Origin of the sequence: Pedococcus sp. NPDC057267 (assembly GCF_042668795.1) — a bacterium.
Classification (GTDB): domain Bacteria; phylum Actinomycetota; class Actinomycetes; order Actinomycetales; family Dermatophilaceae; genus Pedococcus.
In genome coordinates this window covers 36,033-56,890 of record NZ_JBHUYG010000013.1, presented here as the reverse complement: position 1 = coordinate 56,890, position 20,858 = coordinate 36,033, and the positions used below count along the sequence as shown (strand labels likewise).

Here is a 20,858-nt window from a genome sequence, read left to right as displayed (position 1 = left end):
GTCCCCCACGGGGGCCCGGCCTTCCGCCGTACCGGGCGTCCGGCATACTTGCCGCCCGTGGGTGACGACGACGTGTGGCTGGTGGTCGGCCTCGGGAACCCCGGGCCGCGGTATGCCGGCAACCGGCACAACGTCGGCGCGATGGTGGTGGACGAGCTGGCGTCGCGCGGGTCGTCACGGCTCACGAGCCACAAGGCACGCGCCTCGGCGACGACGGTGCGCGTGGGCATGCTGCCGGGTGGGGCGCCGGGTCCGCGTGCGGTCGTCGCGGTGCCGACGACGTACATGAACGAGTCCGGCGGCCCCGTCAAGGCCCTCATGAAGTTCTTCTCGGTCGAGCCGGACCACCTCGTCGTCGTCCACGACGAGCTCGACATCCCGGCCGGTGACGTCCGGCTCAAGCAGGGCGGTGGCGAGGGCGGCCACAACGGGCTGCGGTCGATCTCGTCCGCGCTCGGCACCAGGGACTACCTGAGGGTGCGCGTCGGCATCGGCCGGCCGCCGGGCCGGATGGACCCGGCCGACTTCGTGCTGCGCGACTTCTCCCCGACCGAGCGCAAGGAGCTGCCGTTCCTCGTCGGCGACGCGGCCGACGCCGTCGAGCTGCTCGTGACGCAGGGGCTCGTCGCAGCCCAGCAGAAGTTCCACAGCCCCGCCTGAGCCGTCCCGGTCGGCGACGAGTGTGGCGATTTCGCCGCCCCCGGATGGTCAGTGACTAGTCAGTGACCATTTTTCCGGCCTGGTCACCGGGTGGCCCCACGCGGTCGGCATGAGCCCCGGTTGGGTCGATCCCTGCGTTTGGTGGTGCTGCTCTCCGGTTGCGTCGTCCCGTCGTCGCGCGTCTCCACCACACGGCTGAGACAGGTCCGCCGACTGGTGTAGTCGAGAGGTCCACCCCGCCATCGGGTCCGGGGAGTAGTTCCCGAATTCCATTGCTGCATAACCTTTTCCAGCACGACGAATGACCGTCGTCGAGGGGTGTCCGGCACGTCGTGCCGGGTCTAGCGTGCGACGCACTTCAGTGTCGTGGGGGAGCAGGAGATGGCAGAGATCGCAGGGACCGGCCGAGCAGGGGGACGGCTCTCCGGAGAGGCCTACGTCGGGACCCACCGGGCCCGCGCGCACTCGCGCGAGGCCGCGGAGCGCACGCGGCGCAGCCGCATCCTCGCCGGCCTCACGTCGCCGGCGCGGGTCGGCGAGGGCGCACAGGCGGTGTCGCGGCGTCGCGCCACGTGGGCCGACGCGTACCGTCGCCGGGCCGTCGCGGGCGACGTGGTGGTGTCCGTCCTCACCGGTGTCGTGACCGGGCTGCTCGCGTTCCCGGGGTGGTCGCTGACGCGCACCGCCGTCGCGGCCGCCGTCATGCCCGTCCTGTGGGTCGGCGCCCTCTCGCTCGGGCACGGCTACGAGGGGCGCTACGTCGGGACCGCGCCCGAGGAGTACCGCGCCGTCGTGCGCACGGCCTGCTACCTCGTGGCCGCGGCCGGCCTGGTCTCCTACGGGCTGCGGGTCGACGTGCCCCGCGCGATACCGCTCGTCGCGGCACCGATGCTGGTCGTCCTCGGCCTGATCGCGCGCCGCATCCTGCGCAGCGACCTCGGGCGCCGTCGCCGTGCGGGCACCGACACCCAGGCGACCGTCATCATCGGCAACGCGCGGTCCGTGGCCCCGATGATCGCCGAGATCCAGCGCGCGCCCGAGCAGGGCCTGCGCGTCGTGGCGGCCTGCGTGTCGGGCCTCGACCTGTCCGGCGACGTGCCGTCCGAGGTCAACGGCGTGCCCGTGTTCGGCTACCCCGAGGAGGCCATGTCGGCGGTGGACCTCTTCGACGCCGAGGTCGTGGCGGTGTCCAGCGACCCGGACCTGCACGGTCCCGAGCTGCGCCGGCTCGCGTGGTCCCTGGAGGAGCGCGAGGTGGACCTCGTGGTCTCCGCCGGTCTGCTGGGCGTGGCCGGCCCGCGGCTGTCCATCCGCCCCACGGCGGGTATGCCGCTGCTGCACGTCGAGCGCCCGGTCATGTCCGGTGCGCGACGGGTCCTCAAGGTGGCGATGGAGCGGCTGCTGACCGCGGTGCTGCTGCTGGCTGCGCTGCCGGTCGGGCTCGCGATCGCGCTGGCGATCCGCGTCGACTCGCCCGGCCCGATCCTGTTCCGGCAGAACAGGGTCGGCGCCCGTGGCGAGCCGTTCTCGATGCTCAAGTTCCGCACCATGTGCGTGGACGCGGAGGAGCGGCTGGCCGCCCTGCAGCGGGACGCCGGCAACGACGTCATGTTCAAGATGAAGGACGACCCCCGTGTCACCCGGGTCGGCAGGCTGCTGCGCCGGTACTCCCTGGACGAGCTGCCGCAGCTGCTCAACGTGATCGCCGGCCAGATGTCCCTCGTGGGGCCACGCCCGGCCCTCCAGCGCGAGGTCGACGCCTACGAGCCTGACGCCGTGCGCCGGCTGCGGGTGCGTCCCGGCCTGACCGGGCTGTGGCAGGTGAGCGGCCGCAGCAACCTGTCGTGGGACGAGTCACTGCGCCTCGACCTCTGGTACGTGGACAACTGGTCGATGGTGCTGGACCTGCAGATCCTCTTCCGCACGGCGCGGGCCGTCCTGCGCGGCACCGGGGCCTACTGATGGCCGGGCCGTCCTCGGCGGCCGGTCCGCACCGTGCAGATGGTGCACCCCTGCCCTACCGCAAAGAGCCGAGGTGCGGGATCGGCCGGACGGCGACGATTCCCCTGAGAGGGGCCGCGGGAGCCCTGCCGAGAGGGGATGTCCGATGAGCTTGCGCGTGGCCGTGGTGGGGGCGGGGTACTGGGGTCCGAACCTGGTCCGGAACTTCGGGTCCAGCCCCGACTGGGAGGTCGTCGCCCTCTGCGACCTCGACGCCCAGCGTGCGGCAGCCGTCCTCGGCCCCCGCAGCACGGTCGACATCGAGACCTCGCTCGAGGCGCTGCTCGCCCGCGACGACGTCGACGCCGTGGCAGTCGCCACGCCGGCCGACACGCACTGCGCGATCGCGCTCGCCGCGCTCGAGGCCGGCAAGCACGTCCTGGTCGAGAAGCCGATCGCCTCCAGCCGGGCCGACGCCGAGCGGATGGTCGCCCGGGCCGAGGAGCTCGGGCTGGTCCTCATGTGCGACCACACCTACTGCTACACGCCGGCGGTCCAGCACCTGCGGGCGCTCGTGCAGGCCGGCGAGCTGGGCGACATCCTCTTCGTTGACTCGGTGCGGATCAACCTCGGGCTCGTGCGGTCCGACGTCGACGTCTTCTGGGACCTCGCCCCGCACGACCTGTCGATCCTCGACTTCGTCCTCCCCGGCGGGCTCTCGCCGCTGGAGGTGTCCGCGCGCGGTGCCGACCCGATCGGCAACGGCCACTCCTGCCTGGGCTACCTCACGATGCCGCTGCCCGGTGGTGCGATCGCCAACGTCCACGTCAACTGGCTCAGCCCGACGAAGATCCGGCACATGGTCATCGGCGGCAGCCGCCGCACCGTGGTCTGGGACGACCTCAACCCTCAGCAGCGGCTGTCCGTCTACGACCGGGGGGTCGACCTCGACCTGACGTCCGACGGTGCCGACTCCGCCGAGAAGCGGCTCGTCAACGTCAACTACCGGCTCGGCGACATGCACGCGCCGGCGCTCCCCGAGCGGGAGGCCCTCGGGCTCATGGCCGCCGAGTTCGCGGCCGCCATCACCGAGGGCCGTGCCCCCGCCACCGACGGCTGGGCCGGGCTGCGCGTGCTGTCGGTGCTCGAGGCCGCGACCGAGAGCCAGCGCCGTGCCGGCGCCATGGCCGCGGTCGGTATGCCGTTCGGCCGAGCCGGCCTGCCCCCGCAGCGCGGCCTCGTCGCGGCAGGTGCGGGCCGATGACCGCGCTCGAGGGCGCCACGGTCCTGGTGACCGGGGGAGCCGGGACGATCGGGTCGACCATCGTCGACCAGCTGCTCGAGGCGGGCGTGGCCCACGTCGACGTCCTGGACAACCTCGTCCGGGGCCGGCGGGAGAACCTCGCGGACGCGCTCGGCAGCGGCCGGGTCACCCTCGTCGAGGGCGACCTGCGCGACCGCGACCTCGTGCACGACGTGACCCGGGGCAAGGACCTCGTCTTCCACCAGGCCGCGATCCGGATCACCCAGTGCGCCGAGGAGCCCCGACTCGCCCTCGAGGTGCTCGTCGACGGCACCTTCACGGTGCTCGAGGCGTGCGCCCGCTCGAAGGTGGACAAGCTCGTGTATGCCTCGTCGGCGTCGGTCTACGGCCTGGCGGAGGAGTTCCCGACGGGGGAGCGGCACCACCACCACAACAACGACACCTTCTACGGCGCGGCCAAGTCCTTCAACGAGGGCATGGCCCGCAGCTTCCGGGCGATGTACGGCCTCAACCACGTCGGGCTGCGCTACTTCAACGTCTACGGCCCACGGATGGACGTCCACGGCCTCTACACCGAGGTGCTCGTGCGCTGGATGGAGCGGATCGCCGACGGCGAGCCGCCGCTCATCTTCGGCGACGGCCGGCAGACCATGGACTTCGTCTTCACCCGCGACATCGCCCGGGCCAACCTCCTGGCGGCGAGCAGCGACGTCGTGGACGGCGTCTACAACATCGCCAGCGGCACCGAGACGAGCCTGCTCGGCCTCGCCGAGGCCCTGCTGCGCGCCATGGACTCCGACCTGTCCGTCGAGCACGGCCCGGACCGTGCGGTCAACGGCGTCACGCGCCGCCTGGCCGACACCACGGCGGCCCGGCGGGACCTCGGGTTCACCGCCGAGGTCGGGCTCGAGGACGGCCTGCGCGAGCTCGTCGAGTGGTGGCGCCCGCTGCGCGAGGAGGTCGCGGCCGGCCGCGCACTGAAGGCCGGTGCCTCGTGAGCCGCAACAACGTCGTCTCCCACGGCTGACCACCGGTCAGCCGTCGTCCCACCCTGTCGGAAGGTCCCCCGATGAGCGCGTCAGCTTCCCCCGGACTCTCGGGTCGCTCAGTGGGTCGTGGTCGCCTCGGCGCCCTCGCCCTCGCCCTGGCCGTGGCTGTCGCCACGACCGTCCTCGTGCCGCTGCAGCTCGTGGTCGCGACGTCCGCGTCCGCCGCCGACCCGTGCGGACCGCCCGTGGTCAACGCCATCGCGTGCGAGAACAGCAAGACCGGGACGCCGACGTCGGACTGGCAGATCACGGGGGCGGGGGACGCCACCATCCAGGGTTTCGCGACGCAGATGAGCGTCCAACCCGGTGACACGGTGCAGTTCAAGGTGAAGTCCACCTACGCGTACCACTTCGACATCCTGCGGATGGGCTACTACCAGGGCAACGGTGCCCGCAAGCTGGTCGCCGGCCTGGCGCCCTCGGCGACCCAGCCGCAGAGCCAGCCGAGCTGCCTGACCGTGCAGGACGGCACCGGCATGTTCGACTGTGGCAACTGGGCCGTGTCGGCCTCGTGGACGGTGCCCACCACCGCCGTGTCCGGCGTCTACATCGCGCACCTCATCCGCGACGACGGCAAGGGGTCGAGCCACATCGTCTTCGTCGTCCGCAACGACGCGAGCCACTCCGACGTCCTGTTCCAGACCTCCGACGAGACGTGGCAGGCGTACAACACGTACGGCGGCAACAGCCTCTACCAGTGCACCCTCTCGAACTGCCCGCCGGGCAGCCCTGCGGTCTACAAGGGTGCGTCGAAGGTGTCGTACAACCGCCCGTTCCACACGGCCGAGGACGACCAGGGCGGCCGGAGCTGGCTGATGTACAGCGAGTACCCGATGATCCGCTTCCTCGAGGCGAACGGGTACGACGTCTCGTACACGACCGGTGTCGACATGTCGACGACAGGTGCGCGGACCCTGATCCAGAACCACAAGGTCTTCATGTCGACCGGGCACGACGAGTACTGGTCGGGCATCCAGCGCGCCAACGTCGAGGCCGCGCGTGACGCCGGCGTGAACCTGGCCTTCTTCTCGGGCAACGAGGTCTTCTGGAAGACGCGCTTCGAGCCGAGCTTCGACGGCACGAGCACGGCCGGACGGACGCTGGTCTGCTACAAGGACACCCACTACGACGGGCAGGTGGACCCGGTCGAGTGGACCGGGACGTGGGAGGACCCGCGGTTCAGCCCCCCGGCGAACGGTGGCAGGCCCCAGAACGCCCTGACCGGGCAGCTGTTCCTCGTCAACTCCGGCACCACCGACATCCAGGTGCCGTCGACGTACTCCAAGCTGCGGTTCTGGCGGAACACCGGTGTGGCCAACCTGACGAGCGGGCAGACCCTCACCCTGGGATCCGGCCTCGGCACCCTCGGCTACGAGTGGGACTCCGATCCCGACAACACCTTCCGTCCCGCGGGGTCGTTCCGGCTCTCGTCCACCACCTCGACGAGCGCGGAGATCTTCACGGACTACGGCAGCACGACCCAGAGCCCCGGGACGGCCACGCACAACATGACGCTCTACCGGGCGAGCAGCGGTGCGTTGGTCTTCGGTGCCGGTACGGTGCAGTGGTCCTGGGGGCTCGCCGACCCCACGCTCACGCCCGACACCAACATGCGCCAGGCGACCGTCAACCTGCTGGCCGACATGAACGCCCAGCCGTGGGCCCTGTTGTCCGGGCTGGTGGCCGCGACACCGTCCACCGACACGACGCCGCCCACGTCGACCATCACCTCACCGGCGCCCTCCACCACCGTCGGTGACGGTGGGAAGGTCACCGTCACGGGCACGGCCAGCGACACCGGGGGTGTCGTCGCGGGTGTCGAGGTGTCCACCGACAACGGGGCCACCTGGCACCCCGCGACGGGGACGACGAGCTGGTCGTACACCTGGAACGCCCACGGCAGCCCGAGCACGACGCTGCGCTCCCGGGCCGTCGACGACAGCGGCAACCTCGAGACGCCGAAGCCGGGCGTGGTCCTCAACGTCGGCTGCACCTGCTCGATCTGGGGCACGGGCCTGACCCCGAAAAAGGCGGACTCCGGCAGCGCCACGGCGACCGAGGTCGGGGTGCAGTTCAAGTCCGACGTCTCCGGCTACGTCACCGGGGTGCGCTTCTACAAGGCGAGCACGAACACGGGTACCCACGTGGGCAGCCTCTGGACGTCGTCGGGGACGAAGCTCGCCTCCGCCACCTTCACGAACGAGACCTCGACCGGCTGGCAGCAGGTGACCTTCGCCTCGCCGGTCCAGGTGAACGCGAACAGCGTCTACGTGGTCTCCTACTACGCCCCCAACGGGCACACGTCCAGCGACGACGCCTACTTCTACCCGAACCCGTCGCCGAACCCCTACACGTACAGCACTGTCGACAGCCCACCGCTGCACGCGCTGCGCAACGTCAACGGGACGCTCAACGGGCTGTCCCGCGGCGGCGCAGGCTTCCCCACAGCAGGCGCCACGGCGACCAACTACTGGGTCGACCCCATGTTCACGCCGAACACCGGGGCGGCCACTGTCCCCGGCGTGCCGACGTCCGTCACGGCCACGCCGGGCAACGGCTCCGCCCAGGTGTCCTGGACCATCCCGTCGGACGGTGGCAGCGCGATCACGTCCTACACCGTCACGCCGTACGTCGGCACGACCGCCCAGACGCCCACCACGGTCCCCGGCGGGTCGGCGGATGCGAGCGCCACGATCGCGGGGCTCACCAACGGAACCACGTACACGTTCACGGTCGCTGCCACCAACGCCGTCGGCACCGGGCCGGCGTCGACAGCCTCCAACGCGGTCACGCCGTCGCCAGTGGTCTGCAACCCGTGCACCATCTGGACGCCGACGACCGTGCCCAACACCCTCGACGAGGGTGACACCGGCTCGATCTCCCTCGGCACCAAGTTCACCTCGGACGTCAACGGTCAGGTCCAGGGCATCCGCTTCTACAAGGGCCCGACCGGCACCGGCACCCACGTCGGTGGCCTGTACACCCTCTCGGGCACCAAGCTGGCCTCGGCGACCTTCCTCAACGAGACGGCGTCGGGCTGGCAGCAGGTGAACTTCTCGACGCCGGTCTCCATCACCGCAGGCACGGTGTACGTCGCCGTGCTCTTCGCCCCCGCTGGTCACTACGCCGCGGACACCGGGTACTTCGCCGCCTCCGGCGTGGACAACCCGCCGCTGCACGCGCTGCGTGACGGGGTGAGCGGCGGCGACGGGGTCTACATCTACGGCTCGTCGATGACCTTCCCCACCAACACGTTCAACTCGGAGGGGTACTACGTCGACCCGGTGTTCGCGACGGTCACCGCGACGGTGCCCGGCGCGCCCACCGGTGTGGCTGCGACGGCGGGCAACGGCACCGCGACGGTGACGTGGACCGCACCGGCGGACGGCGGCAGCCCGATCACGAGCTACACGGTCACCCCGTACGTGGGCACGACCGCGCTCACCCCCACCACCGTCAGCGGCACCCCGCCCGCGACCACGGCGACGGTCACCGGGCTCAGCAACGGGACGACCTACACGTTCACGGTGTCGGCGACCAACGCGCTCGGGACCGGTCCGCAGTCGGCGGCCTCCCCGGCGGTCACGCCCCAGCCCCCGACCGCCCCGTCGGCACCCACCAACGTCGTGGCCACGGCCGGCAACGGGTCGGCGAGCCTCACCTGGACCGCGCCGTCCGACGGCGGGAGCCAGATCACCCAGTACACGATCACGCCCTGGATCGGCACGACGGCGCAGCCGACCACCACGGTGACCGGCACCCCGCCGGCCACCGGTGGCACGGTCTCCGGACTGACCAACGGCACGACGTACACGTTCACGGTGACTGCCACCAACGCCGTCGGGACCGGCCCGGCCTCGGCAGCGTCGGCGCCGGTGACGCCCAGCAGCAACACCGTCCCGAGCGCGCCCACGGGCGTGACGGCGACGGCGGGCAACGCCTCGGCGACCGTCAGCTGGACCGCGCCCCCGAACGGCGGCAGCGCCATCACGGCATACACCGTGACACCGCACGCGGGCAGCACGCTTCTCGCGGCCACCGTGGTCACGGGTACGCCGCCGGCGACGACCGCGACGGTCACAGGGCTCACGAACGGGACGGCCTACACCTTCACGGTGACCGCGACGAACTCCGTCGGCACCAGCGCAGACTCGCTGCCCTCCAACACCGTGACCCCGGCCGCCCCGACCAGCTGCACGCCCTGCACCATCTGGCCCTCGACGGCGACCCCGGCGACTGCCAGCGTCACCGACACCTCGTCGGTCGAGCTCGGTGTGAAGTTCACCTCCGACGTGTCCGGCTACGTCTCGGGCGTGCGCTTCTACAAGGGCTCGGGGAACACCGGCACGCACGTCGGCTCGCTGTGGTCGTCGACGGGCACGAAGCTGGCGTCGGCCACCTTCACCGGTGAGAGCGCCTCGGGCTGGCAGCAGGTCAGCTTCGCCAGCCCGGTGGCAGTGACCGCCGGGACCGTGTACGTCGCGTCGTACTTCGCCCCCGCGGGCGGCTACGCCCTGGACGGCGGCTACTTCACGGCAGCCGTGGACAACGCGCCGCTGCACGCCCTCAAGGACGGGACGAGCGGAGGGAACGGCGTGTACGCGTACGCCGGCTCGAGCACCTTCCCGTCGAACACCTACAACTCGTCGAACTACTGGGTGGATGTCGTCTTCAGCACGACGACCGCTGCCAGCGCTCCGTCCGCGCCCACCGGCGTGACGGCGACGGCGGGTGACTCGAGTGCCACCGTCACGTGGGCGGCGCCCGCGGACGGCGGCAGCCCCATCACCTCGTACACGGTCACGCCTTACGTCGGTACCACCGCGCAGACGGCGACCACGGTGAGCGGCAGCCCGCCGCAGACGTCGACCACGGTGAGCGGCCTGACCAACGGCACGGCATACACCTTCAAGGTCACGGCGACGAACTCCGTCGGCACGAGCCCGGCGTCGGCCGCCTCGAACAGCGTGACGCCCGCCCCGGTGACGTGCAGCGCCTGCACGATCTGGTCGAGCTCCGCCACGCCGACGAACGGCGACTCCGGTGACACCTCCTCGGTCGAGCTCGGGGTGAAGTTCACCTCCGACGTGGCCGGCACCATCACCGGCGTCCGGTTCTGGAAGAGCACCGCGAACACGGGCACCCACGTGGGCAGCCTGTGGAGCTCCACGGGGACCAGGCTCGCGTCGGCGACGTTCGCCTCCGAGACGGCCTCGGGCTGGCAGCAGGCGTACTTCTCGACGCCCGTCACCATCACCGCCGGCACCGTCTACGTGGTGTCCTACCTGGCGCCCGTCGGCCACTACGCCGCCGATTCCGGGTACTTCGGCTCGGCGGTGGACAACCCACCGCTGCACGCCCTCAAGGACGGCACGAGCGGCGGGAACGGCGTGTACGCCTACGGCAGCACGAGCACCTTCCCGACCAACTCGTACAACGCCTCCAACTACTGGGTCGACGCCGTCTTCAGCAACGCGGCGGCGACGGCCCCCGGTGCCCCCACGGGCGTGACGGCCACCGCCGGCAACGCGAGCGCGGTCGTGAGCTGGGGTGTGCCGTCCAACGGCGGCAGCGCCATCACGAGCTACACCGTCACGCCCTACGTGGGCACCACCGCCCAGGCCACGACCACGGTGACCGGCAACCCGCCCGCCACCACGGCCACGATCACCGGCCTGGTGAACGGCACGACGTACACGTTCACGGTCACCGCGACGAACTCGGTCGGCACCGGCCCGGCGTCGGCCGCCTCGAACGCGGTCACGCCGAAGTCGGTGACGTGCACGGCCTGCACCATCTGGGCGGCCACGGCGACACCGGGGACTGCGAGCAGCACCGACACGTCCTCGGTCGAGGTCGGGGTGAAGTTCAAGTCGGACGTGAGTGGCTTCGTCACCGGGATCCGGTTCTACAAGGGCTCGGCGAACACCGGTACCCACGTGGGAAACCTGTGGAGCTCGACCGGCACGAAGCTGGCGTTCGCCACCTTCACCGGCGAGACCGCCTCGGGCTGGCAGCAGGTGACGTTCGCGACACCCGTCGCCGTCACTGCCGGCACCGTCTACGTCGCGTCGTACTTCGCGCCGGTCGGCCGCTACGCCGCCGACAGCCAGTACTTCAGCTCGGCCGGTGTCGACAACCCGCCACTGCACGCGTTGAAGAACGGCTCGAACGGTGGGAACGGCGTCTACGCCTACGGCGCGAGCAGCACGTTCCCGAACAACTCGTACAAGGCGACGAACTACTGGGTCGACATCGTCTTCAGCACCGGGTGAGAGGGGACAGGGGTATGAGCTCGGTCAGCGTGGTCATCCCGTGCTACGCCTACGGCCGGTTCCTCGAGGACGCGGTGGCCAGCGTCCTCGAGGACCAGCCCGGGGTCGACGTCCGCGTCCTGATCATCGACGACGCGTCGCCTGACGACAGCGCGGAGGTCGCCGCCCGGATCGCCGCCCGCGAGCCCCGGGTCGAGGTGCGGCTGCACCAGGAGAACAGGGGCAACATCGCGACCTTCAACGAGGGCCTGATGGAGTGGGCGGACGGCGACTACTGCACGCTGCTGTCGGCCGACGACCTGGCCACCCCGGGGTCGCTGTGCCGGGCCTGCGACCTGCTGGACGCCCACCCCGAGGTCGGCTTCGTGTACGGCAGGGCGGCGTGGTTCACCGACGGTGTCCCGACGCCCCCGCCCCGCACGCACCTGCGGGGCGAGTCCGTCATCGGCGGCCGGGAGTGGCTGGAGCACCGCTTCCGCCAGGCGGAGAACCCGATCGTCACCCCGGAGGTCGTCGCCCGGACGTCGCTGCAGCACCGCCTCGGCGGTTACGACCCGAACCTGCCGAAGGCAGCGGACATGGAGCTGTTCATGCGCTTCGCGGCGCACGCCGACGTCGGGTTCCTCCGCGGGGTGGACCAGGCCCTGCACCGCCGGCACGGCACCAACATGAGCACCGGGGTGGACCCGCTCGCCGACCTCGTGCAGCGCAGGGCCGTCTTCGAGCAGGTGCTCGAGCGCTACGGCCACCGGCTCTCCGAGGTCAGGAACCTGTCGACGACCGTGCACCGCCAGCTCGCCTGGGAGGCCCTGTGGACCGCGGGGCGCGAGTACGACCGCAGCGCCCTGACGCGGTCGGCCCCGGGGCGGGTCCTGCTGCGCAGCACCGGGACCGGCACCGACGAGGAGCGGACCGAGCTGCTCGCGTTCGCCGCGGAGTGCTGGCCCGAGGTGAAGCGGTTCCCGCTCTACCGGACCCTGGAGGGCGGCCACCGGCTCGGTGCCCGTGACGTCGCCTTCATGGCGCGCGAGCGGGGTCGCTGGTGGGCGCGACGCCGGGCTTGGACGTACCGCGGCTACTGAGGACCGCCGGCCGCGCCGACGCGCGTCGTGCGGCGGCGCCACCACGCGCCGCGGTGAGGCGCCGCGTGCTGCTGGCGCCACCGCGCCTCATGCCGTCGGCCCGCTCCGGCCTTCAGCAAATGGCTGAGGTGCCCTGCGACTCACGGCGGAAGGATTGCCGCGACCACAGCGAAAGGGAGCTGGTGGACACGGGGGACGCGGCCCGCCCGGGCCGGGCACGCCCGACGCCAGGAGAGGGGACCGGAGCATGAAGGCCGTACTGCTCGCCGCGGGGCTGGGGACCCGCCTGCGCCCGGTCACCGACGCCGTCCCCAAGTGCCTCGTCGAGGTCGCGGGCCGCACGCTCCTGGACACGTGGCTCGACGCGCTGGCGGCGGCCGGCGTCGACGAGGTGCTGGTGAACACCCACCACCTCGCCGAGCAGGTCGCGGCCCACGTGGCCGGCCGCACCGCGGGCCCGCTCGTGCACCTGGCCCACGAACCCGTCCTCCTCGGCAGCGCCGGCACGTTGGTGCGCAACCGCGAGTTCCTCGACGGCGAGGACATGTTCCTCGTCCTCAACGCCGACAACCTCACCGACTTCGACCTGCGCGTGCTGGTGGACGCGCACCGCGCCGGGGGAGACCCCGAGGGAGCCGCCGGGGGAGCCGTGGCGACCCTGACGGTGTTCCGCACCCCGCGCCCGTCCGAGTGCGGGATCGTCGAGGTGGTCGACGGCCGGGTGGTGGGCTTCGTGGAGAAGCCGGCGGTGCCGCGCAGCGACCTGGCCAACGCCGGCATGTACGCCTTCGGCCCCGAGGTCCTGGAGGAGGTGCCCGAGCCGCTGCCGCGGGACGTGGGCTTCGACCTGCTGCCCAGGCTGGTGGGGCGGGCACGGGCGGTCTCGATCGGTGACAGCTGGTTCCTGGACATCGGCACCCCGCAGGCGCTCGAGCGCGCGCGGGCCGAGTGGGGAGCGAGGGCGAGCGCATGATCATCACCCAGACCCCGTTGCGGGTCGGCCTCGTCGGCGGTGGCACCGACCTGCCCGACTTCTACCGCGAGCACGGCGGTCGGGTCCTCAACGCGGCGATCGACAAGTACGTGTACGTCGTCGTCAAGCAGCGGTTCGACGACGACGTGTACGTCAACTACTCCGCCAAGGAGGTCGTCTCGCGCGTGGAGGACCTGCAGCACGAGCTGGTGCGCGAGGCGATGCACATGACCGGAGTGCGCGGGGGTGTCGAGATCACCACGCTGGCGGACATCCCCTCCGCGGGCTCGGGGCTCGGCTCTTCGTCCGCGGTGACCGTGGGCCTGCTGCACGCGCTGTTCGCCTACAAGGGCCGGCAGGTGACGGCCGAGGAGCTCGCAGACCGGGCCTGCGCCATCGAGATCGACCGCTGCCGCAAGCCGATCGGCAAGCAGGACCAGTACGCCGCCGCGTACGGCGGGATCTGCGACCTGCACTTCGGCCCCGGCGACCGCGTCGTGGTCGACCAGCTCGACCTCGCGTCCCCGGTCCGCCGCCAGGTGCAGGACGAGCTGCTGCTCTTCTACACGGGCACGACCCGGAAGGCCGACAACATCCTCGGCGAGCAGAAGGCCAACATCGGCGACCGCATCTCCCAGCTCGTGCAGCTGCGCGAGCTCGCGGCCGAGGCCTCCGCCGGCCTGCGCGAGGGCGACGTCGACGCGCTCGGCGTGGCGCTCAACAAGAGCTGGGCCGCAAAGCGCGAGCTCGCCTCCGGGGTGTCCAACAGCCAGATCGACGAGGCGGTCGAGTCCGCCCTGGCCGGTGGCGCGACGGGCGCCAAGGTGACCGGCGCCGGCGGTGGCGGGTTCCTGCTCGTCGTCTGCCCGCTGGAGCGCCAGCGCGCGGTGCGCGAGCGCCTGGCCGCGATGAAGGAGCTTCCCATCAAGATCGACCCGTTCGGGTCCCGCGTGGTCCTGAACGTCCACCGAGACATCTGGAGCTGAGGTGCGTACCGCATGATCCCCGTGATGAGACCGTGGCTCGACGACGCGGAGGCCAGGGCCGCCGCGGACGTCGTCGCCTCCGGCTGGCTGGCCCAGGGGCCGCGGGTCGCCGAGTTCGAGTCGGCCTTCGCCGCCAGGGTCGGCGTGGCCGAGGGCGTGGCGGTGTCGTCGTGCACGACCGCCCTCCACCTCGCCCTGCACCTGCTCGGGGTGGGCCCGGGCGACGAGGTCGTGGTGCCGTCGTTCTCCTTCATCGCCACCGCGAACTGCGTCCGCTACGTCGGCGCCGAGCCGGTGTTCGCCGACGTCGAGGCGCTCGACGGCAACCTCAGCCTGCGCACCGTCGAGGCGGTCCTGACCGACCGGACGAGGGCCGTGGTCGTCGTCGACCAGGGCGGGATGCCTGCGGACGTCCAGCCCCTGCGCGAGCTCTGCGACGCCCGAGGGGTCGCGCTCGTCGAGGACGCCGCCTGCGCCGCGGGGTCGAGCTACCGCGGCCAGCCCGTGGGGGTGTCCTCCGACCTGGCGGCGTGGTCGTTCCACCCGCGCAAGCTGCTCACCACAGGTGAGGGCGGCATGCTCACGACGACCGACGCGCAGCTCGCCGAGCGCGCCCGCCGCCAGCGCGAGCACGGCATGAGCGTGAGCGCCGCCGCCCGTCACGCCAGCCGGCAGCCGGTGCTGGAGCAGTACCTCGAGGTGGGCTTCAACTTCCGCATGACCGACATCCAGGCCGCGGTCGGACTCGTCCAGCTCGGCAAGCTCGACGCCATGGTGGCGCGCCGGCGCGAGCTGGCCGAGGCCTACCAGGCCATGCTCGCCGACGTGCCGGGGCTGCGCACCGTGCGCGACCCCGAGTGGGGCACCTCGAACTTCCAGTCGTTCTGGGTCGAGCTCGATCCCGGTTTCCCGTTGTCCCGCAACGACCTCCTGGCCCGGCTCGCCGACCAGGGCGTCTCGGCCCGCGCCGGGATCATGGCCGCCCACCGCCAGCCTGCGTACTCCGACCACCCGAGGGGGGACCTCACCGTGACCGAGCGGCTCACCGACTCCACGCTCATCCTGCCGATGTTCCACACCATGACCGAGGCCGAGCAGCACCACGTCGTCGACTGCGTCCGCGACGCGGCCGGCCTGAGGGCAGCCTGATGGGCGCCGAGCAGCGGGCCGGGGTGCCCCTCGTCGACCTGTCGGTGCAGCACGCACAGGTGGCGGAGGAGGTCGCCCAGGGCTTCGCGGAGGTGCTCTCGACCGGCGACTTCATCGGCGGGAAGGCCGTGGGGGCGTTCGAGCGCGCGTATGCCGAGTTCACCGGCGCCCGTGCGTGCGTGGGCGTGGGCAACGGCACCGACGCCCTGGAGCTGGCGATGCGCGCGGTCGGGGTCGGCCCCGGCGACGAGGTCGTCCTGCCGGCCAACACCTTCATCGCCACGGCCGAGGCCGTGCTGCGTGCCGGCGGCACGCCCGTGTTCGCCGACGTCGACGACGACGCGCTTCTTCTCGACCCCGCCTCGGTGGAGGGGGCGCTGACCGCCCGCACGCGGGCCGTCGTGCCGGTCGACCTCTTCGGGCAGGTCGCCCCCTTCGAGCAGCTGCCGGCGACGCTGGCGCAGCGCGGCATACGGGTCGTCGAGGACGGCGCGCAGTCGCAGGGGGCGACGCGGCACGGCAAGGCCGCGGGGACCTTCGGCGACGTGGCGGCGACGAGCTTCTACCCCGGCAAGAACCTCGGTGCCTACGGTGACGCAGGCGCGGTGGTGACCGACGACGAGGAGGTCGCCGCGACGGTGCGGCTGCTGGGCGCCCACGGCAGCCCGGCCAAGTACGAGCACACCGTGGTCGGGTTCAACTCCCGGCTCGACACCCTCCAGGCTGTGGTCCTGTCGGCCAAGCTCGCACGGCTGCGCGGGTGGAACGCCGAGCGTCGGGCCGCCGCGGCGGTCTACGACGAGCTGCTCGCCGGCACCGAGGGCGTGCGGTTGCCTGCGACGCTGGCCGGCAACGAGCACGTCTGGCACCTCTACGTCGTGCGGGTCGACCGCCGGGACGAGGTCCTGCGCCGCCTCCAGGAGGAGGGCGTCGGCGCGGGGGTGCACTACCCGACGCCGGTGCACCTGACCCCGGCCATGGGCCACCTCGGGTACGGGCCCGGCCGGTTCCCCGTGGCCGAGCGCGCGGCGCGGCAGATCCTGTCGCTGCCGCTGTTCCCGGGAATCACGCGTGGCCAGCAGGAGCGGGTCGCCGACGTGCTGCGGCAGGCCGTGGAACGCCAGGGGTGATGGTGCCGGCATGACCTCGTGCATGCTGGGTCCGGTGTGGTCGTGAGCGTCGACGAGAAGGCCGAGCCGGTGGGACTCGGGCGGGCGGCCGCGTCCGGGGTGCTGTGGCTGGCGGTCCAGAAGTGGCTCGTCCGGCTCAGCGCCTTCGCGACGCTCATCGTGCTGACGCACCACGTCTCCCCACGCGACTTCGGTGTCGTGGCCGCCGCGTCCACCTTCATCCCGATCATCTACCTGCTGTCGGACGTCGGGTTCTCGACCTACCTGCTGCAGAGCGAGGACTCCGACCGACGCAGCCTGAGCACCGCGTTCTGGACGACGGTGGTGGCGGGCGCCTGCCTGTCCGGCGCCCTCTGGGTCGGCAGCCCGCTCGTGGGCGCCGCGTTCCGGAGCGAGGCCCTGGTCGGGGTCCTGCGGGTGCTCATCCTGTCGGTGGTGCCGACCGTGCTCGCCGGGGTCCCCCTCGCGCTGCTCCGCCGGGCCCTGCGCTTCCGCGCCGTGGCCGTCCAGAGCCTCGTCGCCGCGATCTCGGGGCAGGTGGTCGCGATCGGCGTGGCCGTGTCGGGCGGTGGCGTCTGGGCCCTGGTGTCGCAGGTGGTCGTGACGCAGTGGGTGATCGCCGTGCTCGCGTGGTGGAGCGTCCGGTGGCTGCCCGGCCTGGCGTTCTCGCCGCGCAAGTTCCGCCAGATGGCCGCGTTCGGCGTGCGCGTCTCCAGCGTGGACTTCGTCGGGACCGGGCGGCTGTGGGCAGAGAGCCTCGTCGTGACGGTGGTGCTCGGCCCGGCCGCGATGGGGCAGCTCAACGTCGGCCAGCGGGTCGTCCAGGTCGCCCAGGACCTCGCCGCCGGCTCGCTCGTGCCGGTCTCGACCGTGGTGTTCGCCAAGGTCCGTGAGGTCCCCGAGCGCCTGGCGGAGTCGTACCTCAAGGCGCTCGGCGTCGCGTACGGAGTGGTGTCGCCGCTCATGGTGCTCATCGCCGTGACGGCACCACAGTCGATCCCGCTGGTCTTCGGCAGCCAGTGGACGGCGAGCGTCGTGCCCGCCCAGGCCCTGTCCGTGGCCGCCGTCATCACCCTCGGGGCGATGGTGGACCACGGGCTGTTCTACGGCCTGGGGCGGCCGGGCACGTGGCTCGCGTATGCCGTCGTCATCGACGCCCTGACGCTGACCACCACGGTGGTGGCGGTGCGCTGGGGCCTGCCCGCCGTCGCGTTCGGCTTCCTCGTGGTCGCCACCGTCGCGACCGTGGCCCGCTGGGTGCTCGTCGGCCGGCTCCTCGGGATGCGCCCCGCCCGGGTCGCACGGCCCTTCGTCACGGCGCTGGTCCCGACGGCGGTCACCCTGGCCGTCGGCGCGCTCGTGTCCACCTGGACGTCCCGGGTCCCGTCGGTCTGGCTCGGCCTCGCCCTGCTCGGGGCGGTCACCGTGCTGGTCAACGTCCTGCTCCTGCGGCTCGTCGGGGGCCGCGTCCTGCGCGACGCGCTGGGGCTGCTGCCCGTGCCGGCCAGGGTGACCCGGCCGGTCGTCCGCCTGCTGCGCCTGCAGCCGCTGGACGGGTCCTGAGCGCACGCTGACCGCTCGCCGGTCGCGCCCTGACCCGCCTGGTACCGGAGGCCGTTCGCGCCGGGGGACGCCTCCACCATTTGGCCTACTCCACGCTTCCGCATCGGGACGACCCGCCCCACGCTGCCGCGCGGTTCGATGAAGTCTCCAGTGGGAGGGGAAGCTCATGAAGGTTGCTGTCTTCGGTCTCGGCTACGTCGGCACGGTCACGGCCGCGGGTCTCGCGTCGCGGGGCCACGACGTCGTCGGGGTGGACGTCGACACCATGAAGGTCGAGGCGATCGCCTCGGGCCGCAGCCCCGTCGTGGAGCCGGGGATCGACGAGCTGGTGCGCGACTCCGTCGCAGCCGGCCGTCTCCAGGCCACGACCGACGCCAGGCTCGCCGTCGAGGGCGCGGACGTCTCGCTCCTGTGCGTGGGCACGCCGTCCTCCCCCCGGGGCGACACCGACCTGACCTACATCTCGCGAGCGGTGACGGACCTGCGCGAGGCCATGGAGGTGGCCGCGCCGCCGGCATCGGGCATGCACTCCGTGGTCGTCCGCTCGACGGTCCCGCCGGGCACGGTCGCCGGCGTCGTGGCGCCGGTCTTCGACGGCGACCTGCCGGACGGCTGGGAGGTCGGCACGGCGATGTGCCCCGAGTTCCTGCGCGAGGGCTGCGGCGTCGAGGACTTCTTCGCACCGCCGTTCGTCGTCGTCGGAACGGCGGACACCCGCACCCGCGCGGCGATGGGCGAGCTGTTCGCCTTCCTGGGCATGGAGATCCACCACGTCGACGTCGCCTCGGCCGAGGCACTCAAGTACGCCTGCAACGCGTTCCACGCCGTCAAGGTCACCTTCGCCAACGAGATGGGCCGCGTCTTCGCCGCCCACGGGGTCGACAGCCGCCGCGTGATGGAGATCTTCTGCGAGGACCGCAAGCTCAACATCGCACCGTCCTACCTGCGTCCCGGCTTCGCCTTCGGCGGGTCGTGCCTTCCGAAGGACCTGCGTGCCCTGCAGAGCCTCGCCCGGGTCAGCGGCGTCGAGATCCCGATGGTCGGCTCGGCCATGGTGAGCAACGAGATCGCGGTCCGGGCCGTCGTCGACCGCGTGCTGCAGACCGGTCGGCGCAGCGTCTGCATGCTCGGACTCAGCTTCAAGATGGACACCGACGACCTGCGCGAGAGCCCCAACCTCGAGGTGGCCGAGCGGTTCGTCGGCAAGGGCCTCGACGTGCGGATCTATGACCCGATCGTCAACCCCGACAAGCTGGTCGGTGCGAACCTGCGCCACCTGCAGAGCAAGCTGGCGCACGTCAACCGGTTGCTGGCGCAGACCCCGGAGGAGGCGCTCGAGGGTGCCGAGGTGGTCCTCGTCTCGTCCTCCGACCCGGTGGCGCTGCGGGCGCTCGCGGCCAGCCGCCCCGCCCTGGTCATCGACCTGCACGGCCGGCTCGGTGCCGACGTCGAGGCGCTGGAGTCCTACGAGGGCGTGGCCTGGTGAGCCGACGACGCGGCAGCGGCTCGGCGCGGCCCCGCGTCCTGGTCATCGTCCAGAACCTCCCCGTGCCCTTCGACCGCAGGGTCTGGCTCGAGTGCCAGACGCTCACCGGGGCGGGCTACGACGTGACCGTCGTGTGCCCGCAGGGCCACGGGACCGGCGCCTCGCAGGTCGTCGACGGCGTGCGCATCCTCGCCTACCGGCCGTACGCGCCGGGCGGGGGAGCGATCGGCTTCATCACCGAGTACGCGTACTCCTTCCTCGCCACCGCGCGCCTGGCCCTGCGCGCCCGGCGCAGCGGCGCGTTCCGAGTCGTCCAGGCCTGCAACCCGCCGGACATCTTCTGGCCGCTGGCGTGGGCCCTGCGCGTCCTCGACGGGACGCGCTTCGTCTTCGACCACCACGACCTGTGCCCGGAGCTGTTCGAGTCGCGCTTCCCGACCGGGCGGCGCGCGTTCCTGCGCGGCCTGCTCTTCCTCGAGCGGATGACCTTCCGGACCGCCGACCGGGTCACGTCCACCAACGAGTCGTATGCCGCGATCGCCACGTCCCGGGGCGGCAAGCCGCCGGAGCGGGTCACCGTCGTGCGCACCGGACCGGACCCGGAGCAGCTGCGTCGCCGCGAGGCCGAGCCGGAGCTGCGGCGCGGCCACGACCACCTCGTCGCCTACCTCGGGGTCATGGGCCCGCAGGACGGTGTCGACGTGGCCCTGCAGGCGGCCGACATCGTCGTGAACCGGCTGGGTCGCACCGACATCGGCTTCACCCTCATGGGCGGCGGTGACTGCTGGAGCGACCTGGTCGCGGAGCGGAACCGGCTGGGCCTCGAGGACCACGTCGAGATGCCCGGGCGCGTCCCGGACGACTTCGTGGTGTCGGTCTTCTCCACCGCCGAGGTCGGCTTGTCGCCCGACCCCCTCAACCCGTTGAACGACGTCTCCACGATGAACAAGACGATGGAGTACATGTCCTTCGGCCTGCCGGTCGTGGCCTTCGACCTGCACGAGACCCGCGTGTCCGCTCAGGACGCCGCGCGGTACGTGCAGCCGGGTGACGTCGAGGCATACGCCCGCGCCATCGTCGAGCTCGTCGACGACCCGGCGGCGCGGGCGGAGATGGGGCGCTACGGCCGTGAGCGCGTCGAGACGCAGCTCGCCTGGGAGCACCAGAGGGGCGGCTACCTCGCCGTGTTCGACGACCTGAGCGGGCGGACCCGGTCCGCCTCCGCCACGCAGCAGCGCTCGGCGCGGTCGACGGCGGCCGGTCGCCCGCGGGTGGGGTCGGGGGCCTGACCGTGTGCGGT

At 72.1% G+C, this 20,858-nt stretch carries 13 protein-coding genes; all 13 read left to right on the top strand.

Going from position 1 to position 20,858, the window contains the following annotated elements:
• Window positions 1–57: 57 nt before the first annotated feature.
• The 13 genes from pth (at window position 58) to ACFUC1_RS05090 (ending at window position 20,847) form a co-directional block, all read left to right on the top strand.
• Complete coding sequence (gene pth / locus ACFUC1_RS05150; RefSeq protein WP_379117300.1) at window positions 58–660, top strand: aminoacyl-tRNA hydrolase; 603 nt, start codon at window positions 58–60, stop codon at window positions 658–660.
• A gap of 381 nt (window positions 661–1,041) precedes the next feature.
• Entirely contained in the window at window positions 1,042–2,622 is a 1,581-nt protein-coding gene (locus tag ACFUC1_RS05145; protein ID WP_379117298.1) for a sugar transferase, read from the top strand.
• Window positions 2,623–2,767: 145 nt separating this feature from the next.
• On the top strand, window positions 2,768–3,865 hold the full coding sequence (locus ACFUC1_RS05140; RefSeq protein WP_379117295.1) for a Gfo/Idh/MocA family protein: 1,098 nt from the start codon (window positions 2,768–2,770) through the stop codon (window positions 3,863–3,865).
• A complete protein-coding gene (locus tag ACFUC1_RS05135) occupies window positions 3,862–4,863 on the top strand; it encodes an NAD-dependent epimerase/dehydratase family protein (RefSeq protein ID WP_379117293.1) in 1,002 nt (333 codons plus the stop codon). Before ACFUC1_RS05140 ends, ACFUC1_RS05135 begins: the two co-directional genes overlap by 4 nt.
• A 110-nt stretch (window positions 4,864–4,973) precedes the next feature.
• On the top strand, window positions 4,974–11,189 hold the full coding sequence (locus ACFUC1_RS05130; protein WP_379117291.1) for a DUF4082 domain-containing protein: 6,216 nt from the start codon (window positions 4,974–4,976) through the stop codon (window positions 11,187–11,189).
• Between the two features lie 14 nt (window positions 11,190–11,203).
• On the top strand, window positions 11,204–12,271 hold the full coding sequence (locus ACFUC1_RS05125; protein WP_379117289.1) for a glycosyltransferase family 2 protein: 1,068 nt from the start codon (window positions 11,204–11,206) through the stop codon (window positions 12,269–12,271).
• A gap of 247 nt (window positions 12,272–12,518) precedes the next feature.
• Window positions 12,519–13,244 carry an NDP-sugar synthase gene (locus ACFUC1_RS05120; RefSeq protein WP_379117287.1) on the top strand — a complete coding sequence of 242 codons (726 nt, stop codon included), beginning with the start codon at window positions 12,519–12,521 and terminating at the stop codon, window positions 13,242–13,244.
• Window positions 13,241–14,230, top strand: coding sequence for a hypothetical protein (locus ACFUC1_RS05115; RefSeq protein WP_379117285.1), 990 nt, complete (start codon window positions 13,241–13,243; stop codon window positions 14,228–14,230). Before ACFUC1_RS05120 ends, ACFUC1_RS05115 begins: the two co-directional genes overlap by 4 nt.
• Before the next feature lie 24 nt (window positions 14,231–14,254).
• Window positions 14,255–15,379 carry a DegT/DnrJ/EryC1/StrS family aminotransferase gene (locus ACFUC1_RS05110; RefSeq protein WP_379117283.1) on the top strand — a complete coding sequence of 375 codons (1,125 nt, stop codon included), beginning with the start codon at window positions 14,255–14,257 and terminating at the stop codon, window positions 15,377–15,379.
• Window positions 15,379–16,509, top strand: coding sequence for a DegT/DnrJ/EryC1/StrS family aminotransferase (locus tag ACFUC1_RS05105; protein ID WP_379117281.1), 1,131 nt, complete (start codon window positions 15,379–15,381; stop codon window positions 16,507–16,509). Before ACFUC1_RS05110 ends, ACFUC1_RS05105 begins: the two co-directional genes overlap by 1 nt.
• Before the next feature lie 42 nt (window positions 16,510–16,551).
• A complete protein-coding gene (locus tag ACFUC1_RS05100; RefSeq protein WP_379117279.1) occupies window positions 16,552–18,072 on the top strand; it encodes a lipopolysaccharide biosynthesis protein in 1,521 nt (506 codons plus the stop codon).
• Between the two features lie 166 nt (window positions 18,073–18,238).
• Window positions 18,239–19,558, top strand: coding sequence for a nucleotide sugar dehydrogenase (locus tag ACFUC1_RS05095; RefSeq protein WP_379117277.1), 1,320 nt, complete (start codon window positions 18,239–18,241; stop codon window positions 19,556–19,558).
• A complete protein-coding gene (locus ACFUC1_RS05090; RefSeq protein ID WP_379117274.1) occupies window positions 19,555–20,847 on the top strand; it encodes a glycosyltransferase family 4 protein in 1,293 nt (430 codons plus the stop codon). Before ACFUC1_RS05095 ends, ACFUC1_RS05090 begins: the two co-directional genes overlap by 4 nt.
• Window positions 20,848–20,858 lie beyond the last annotated feature (11 nt).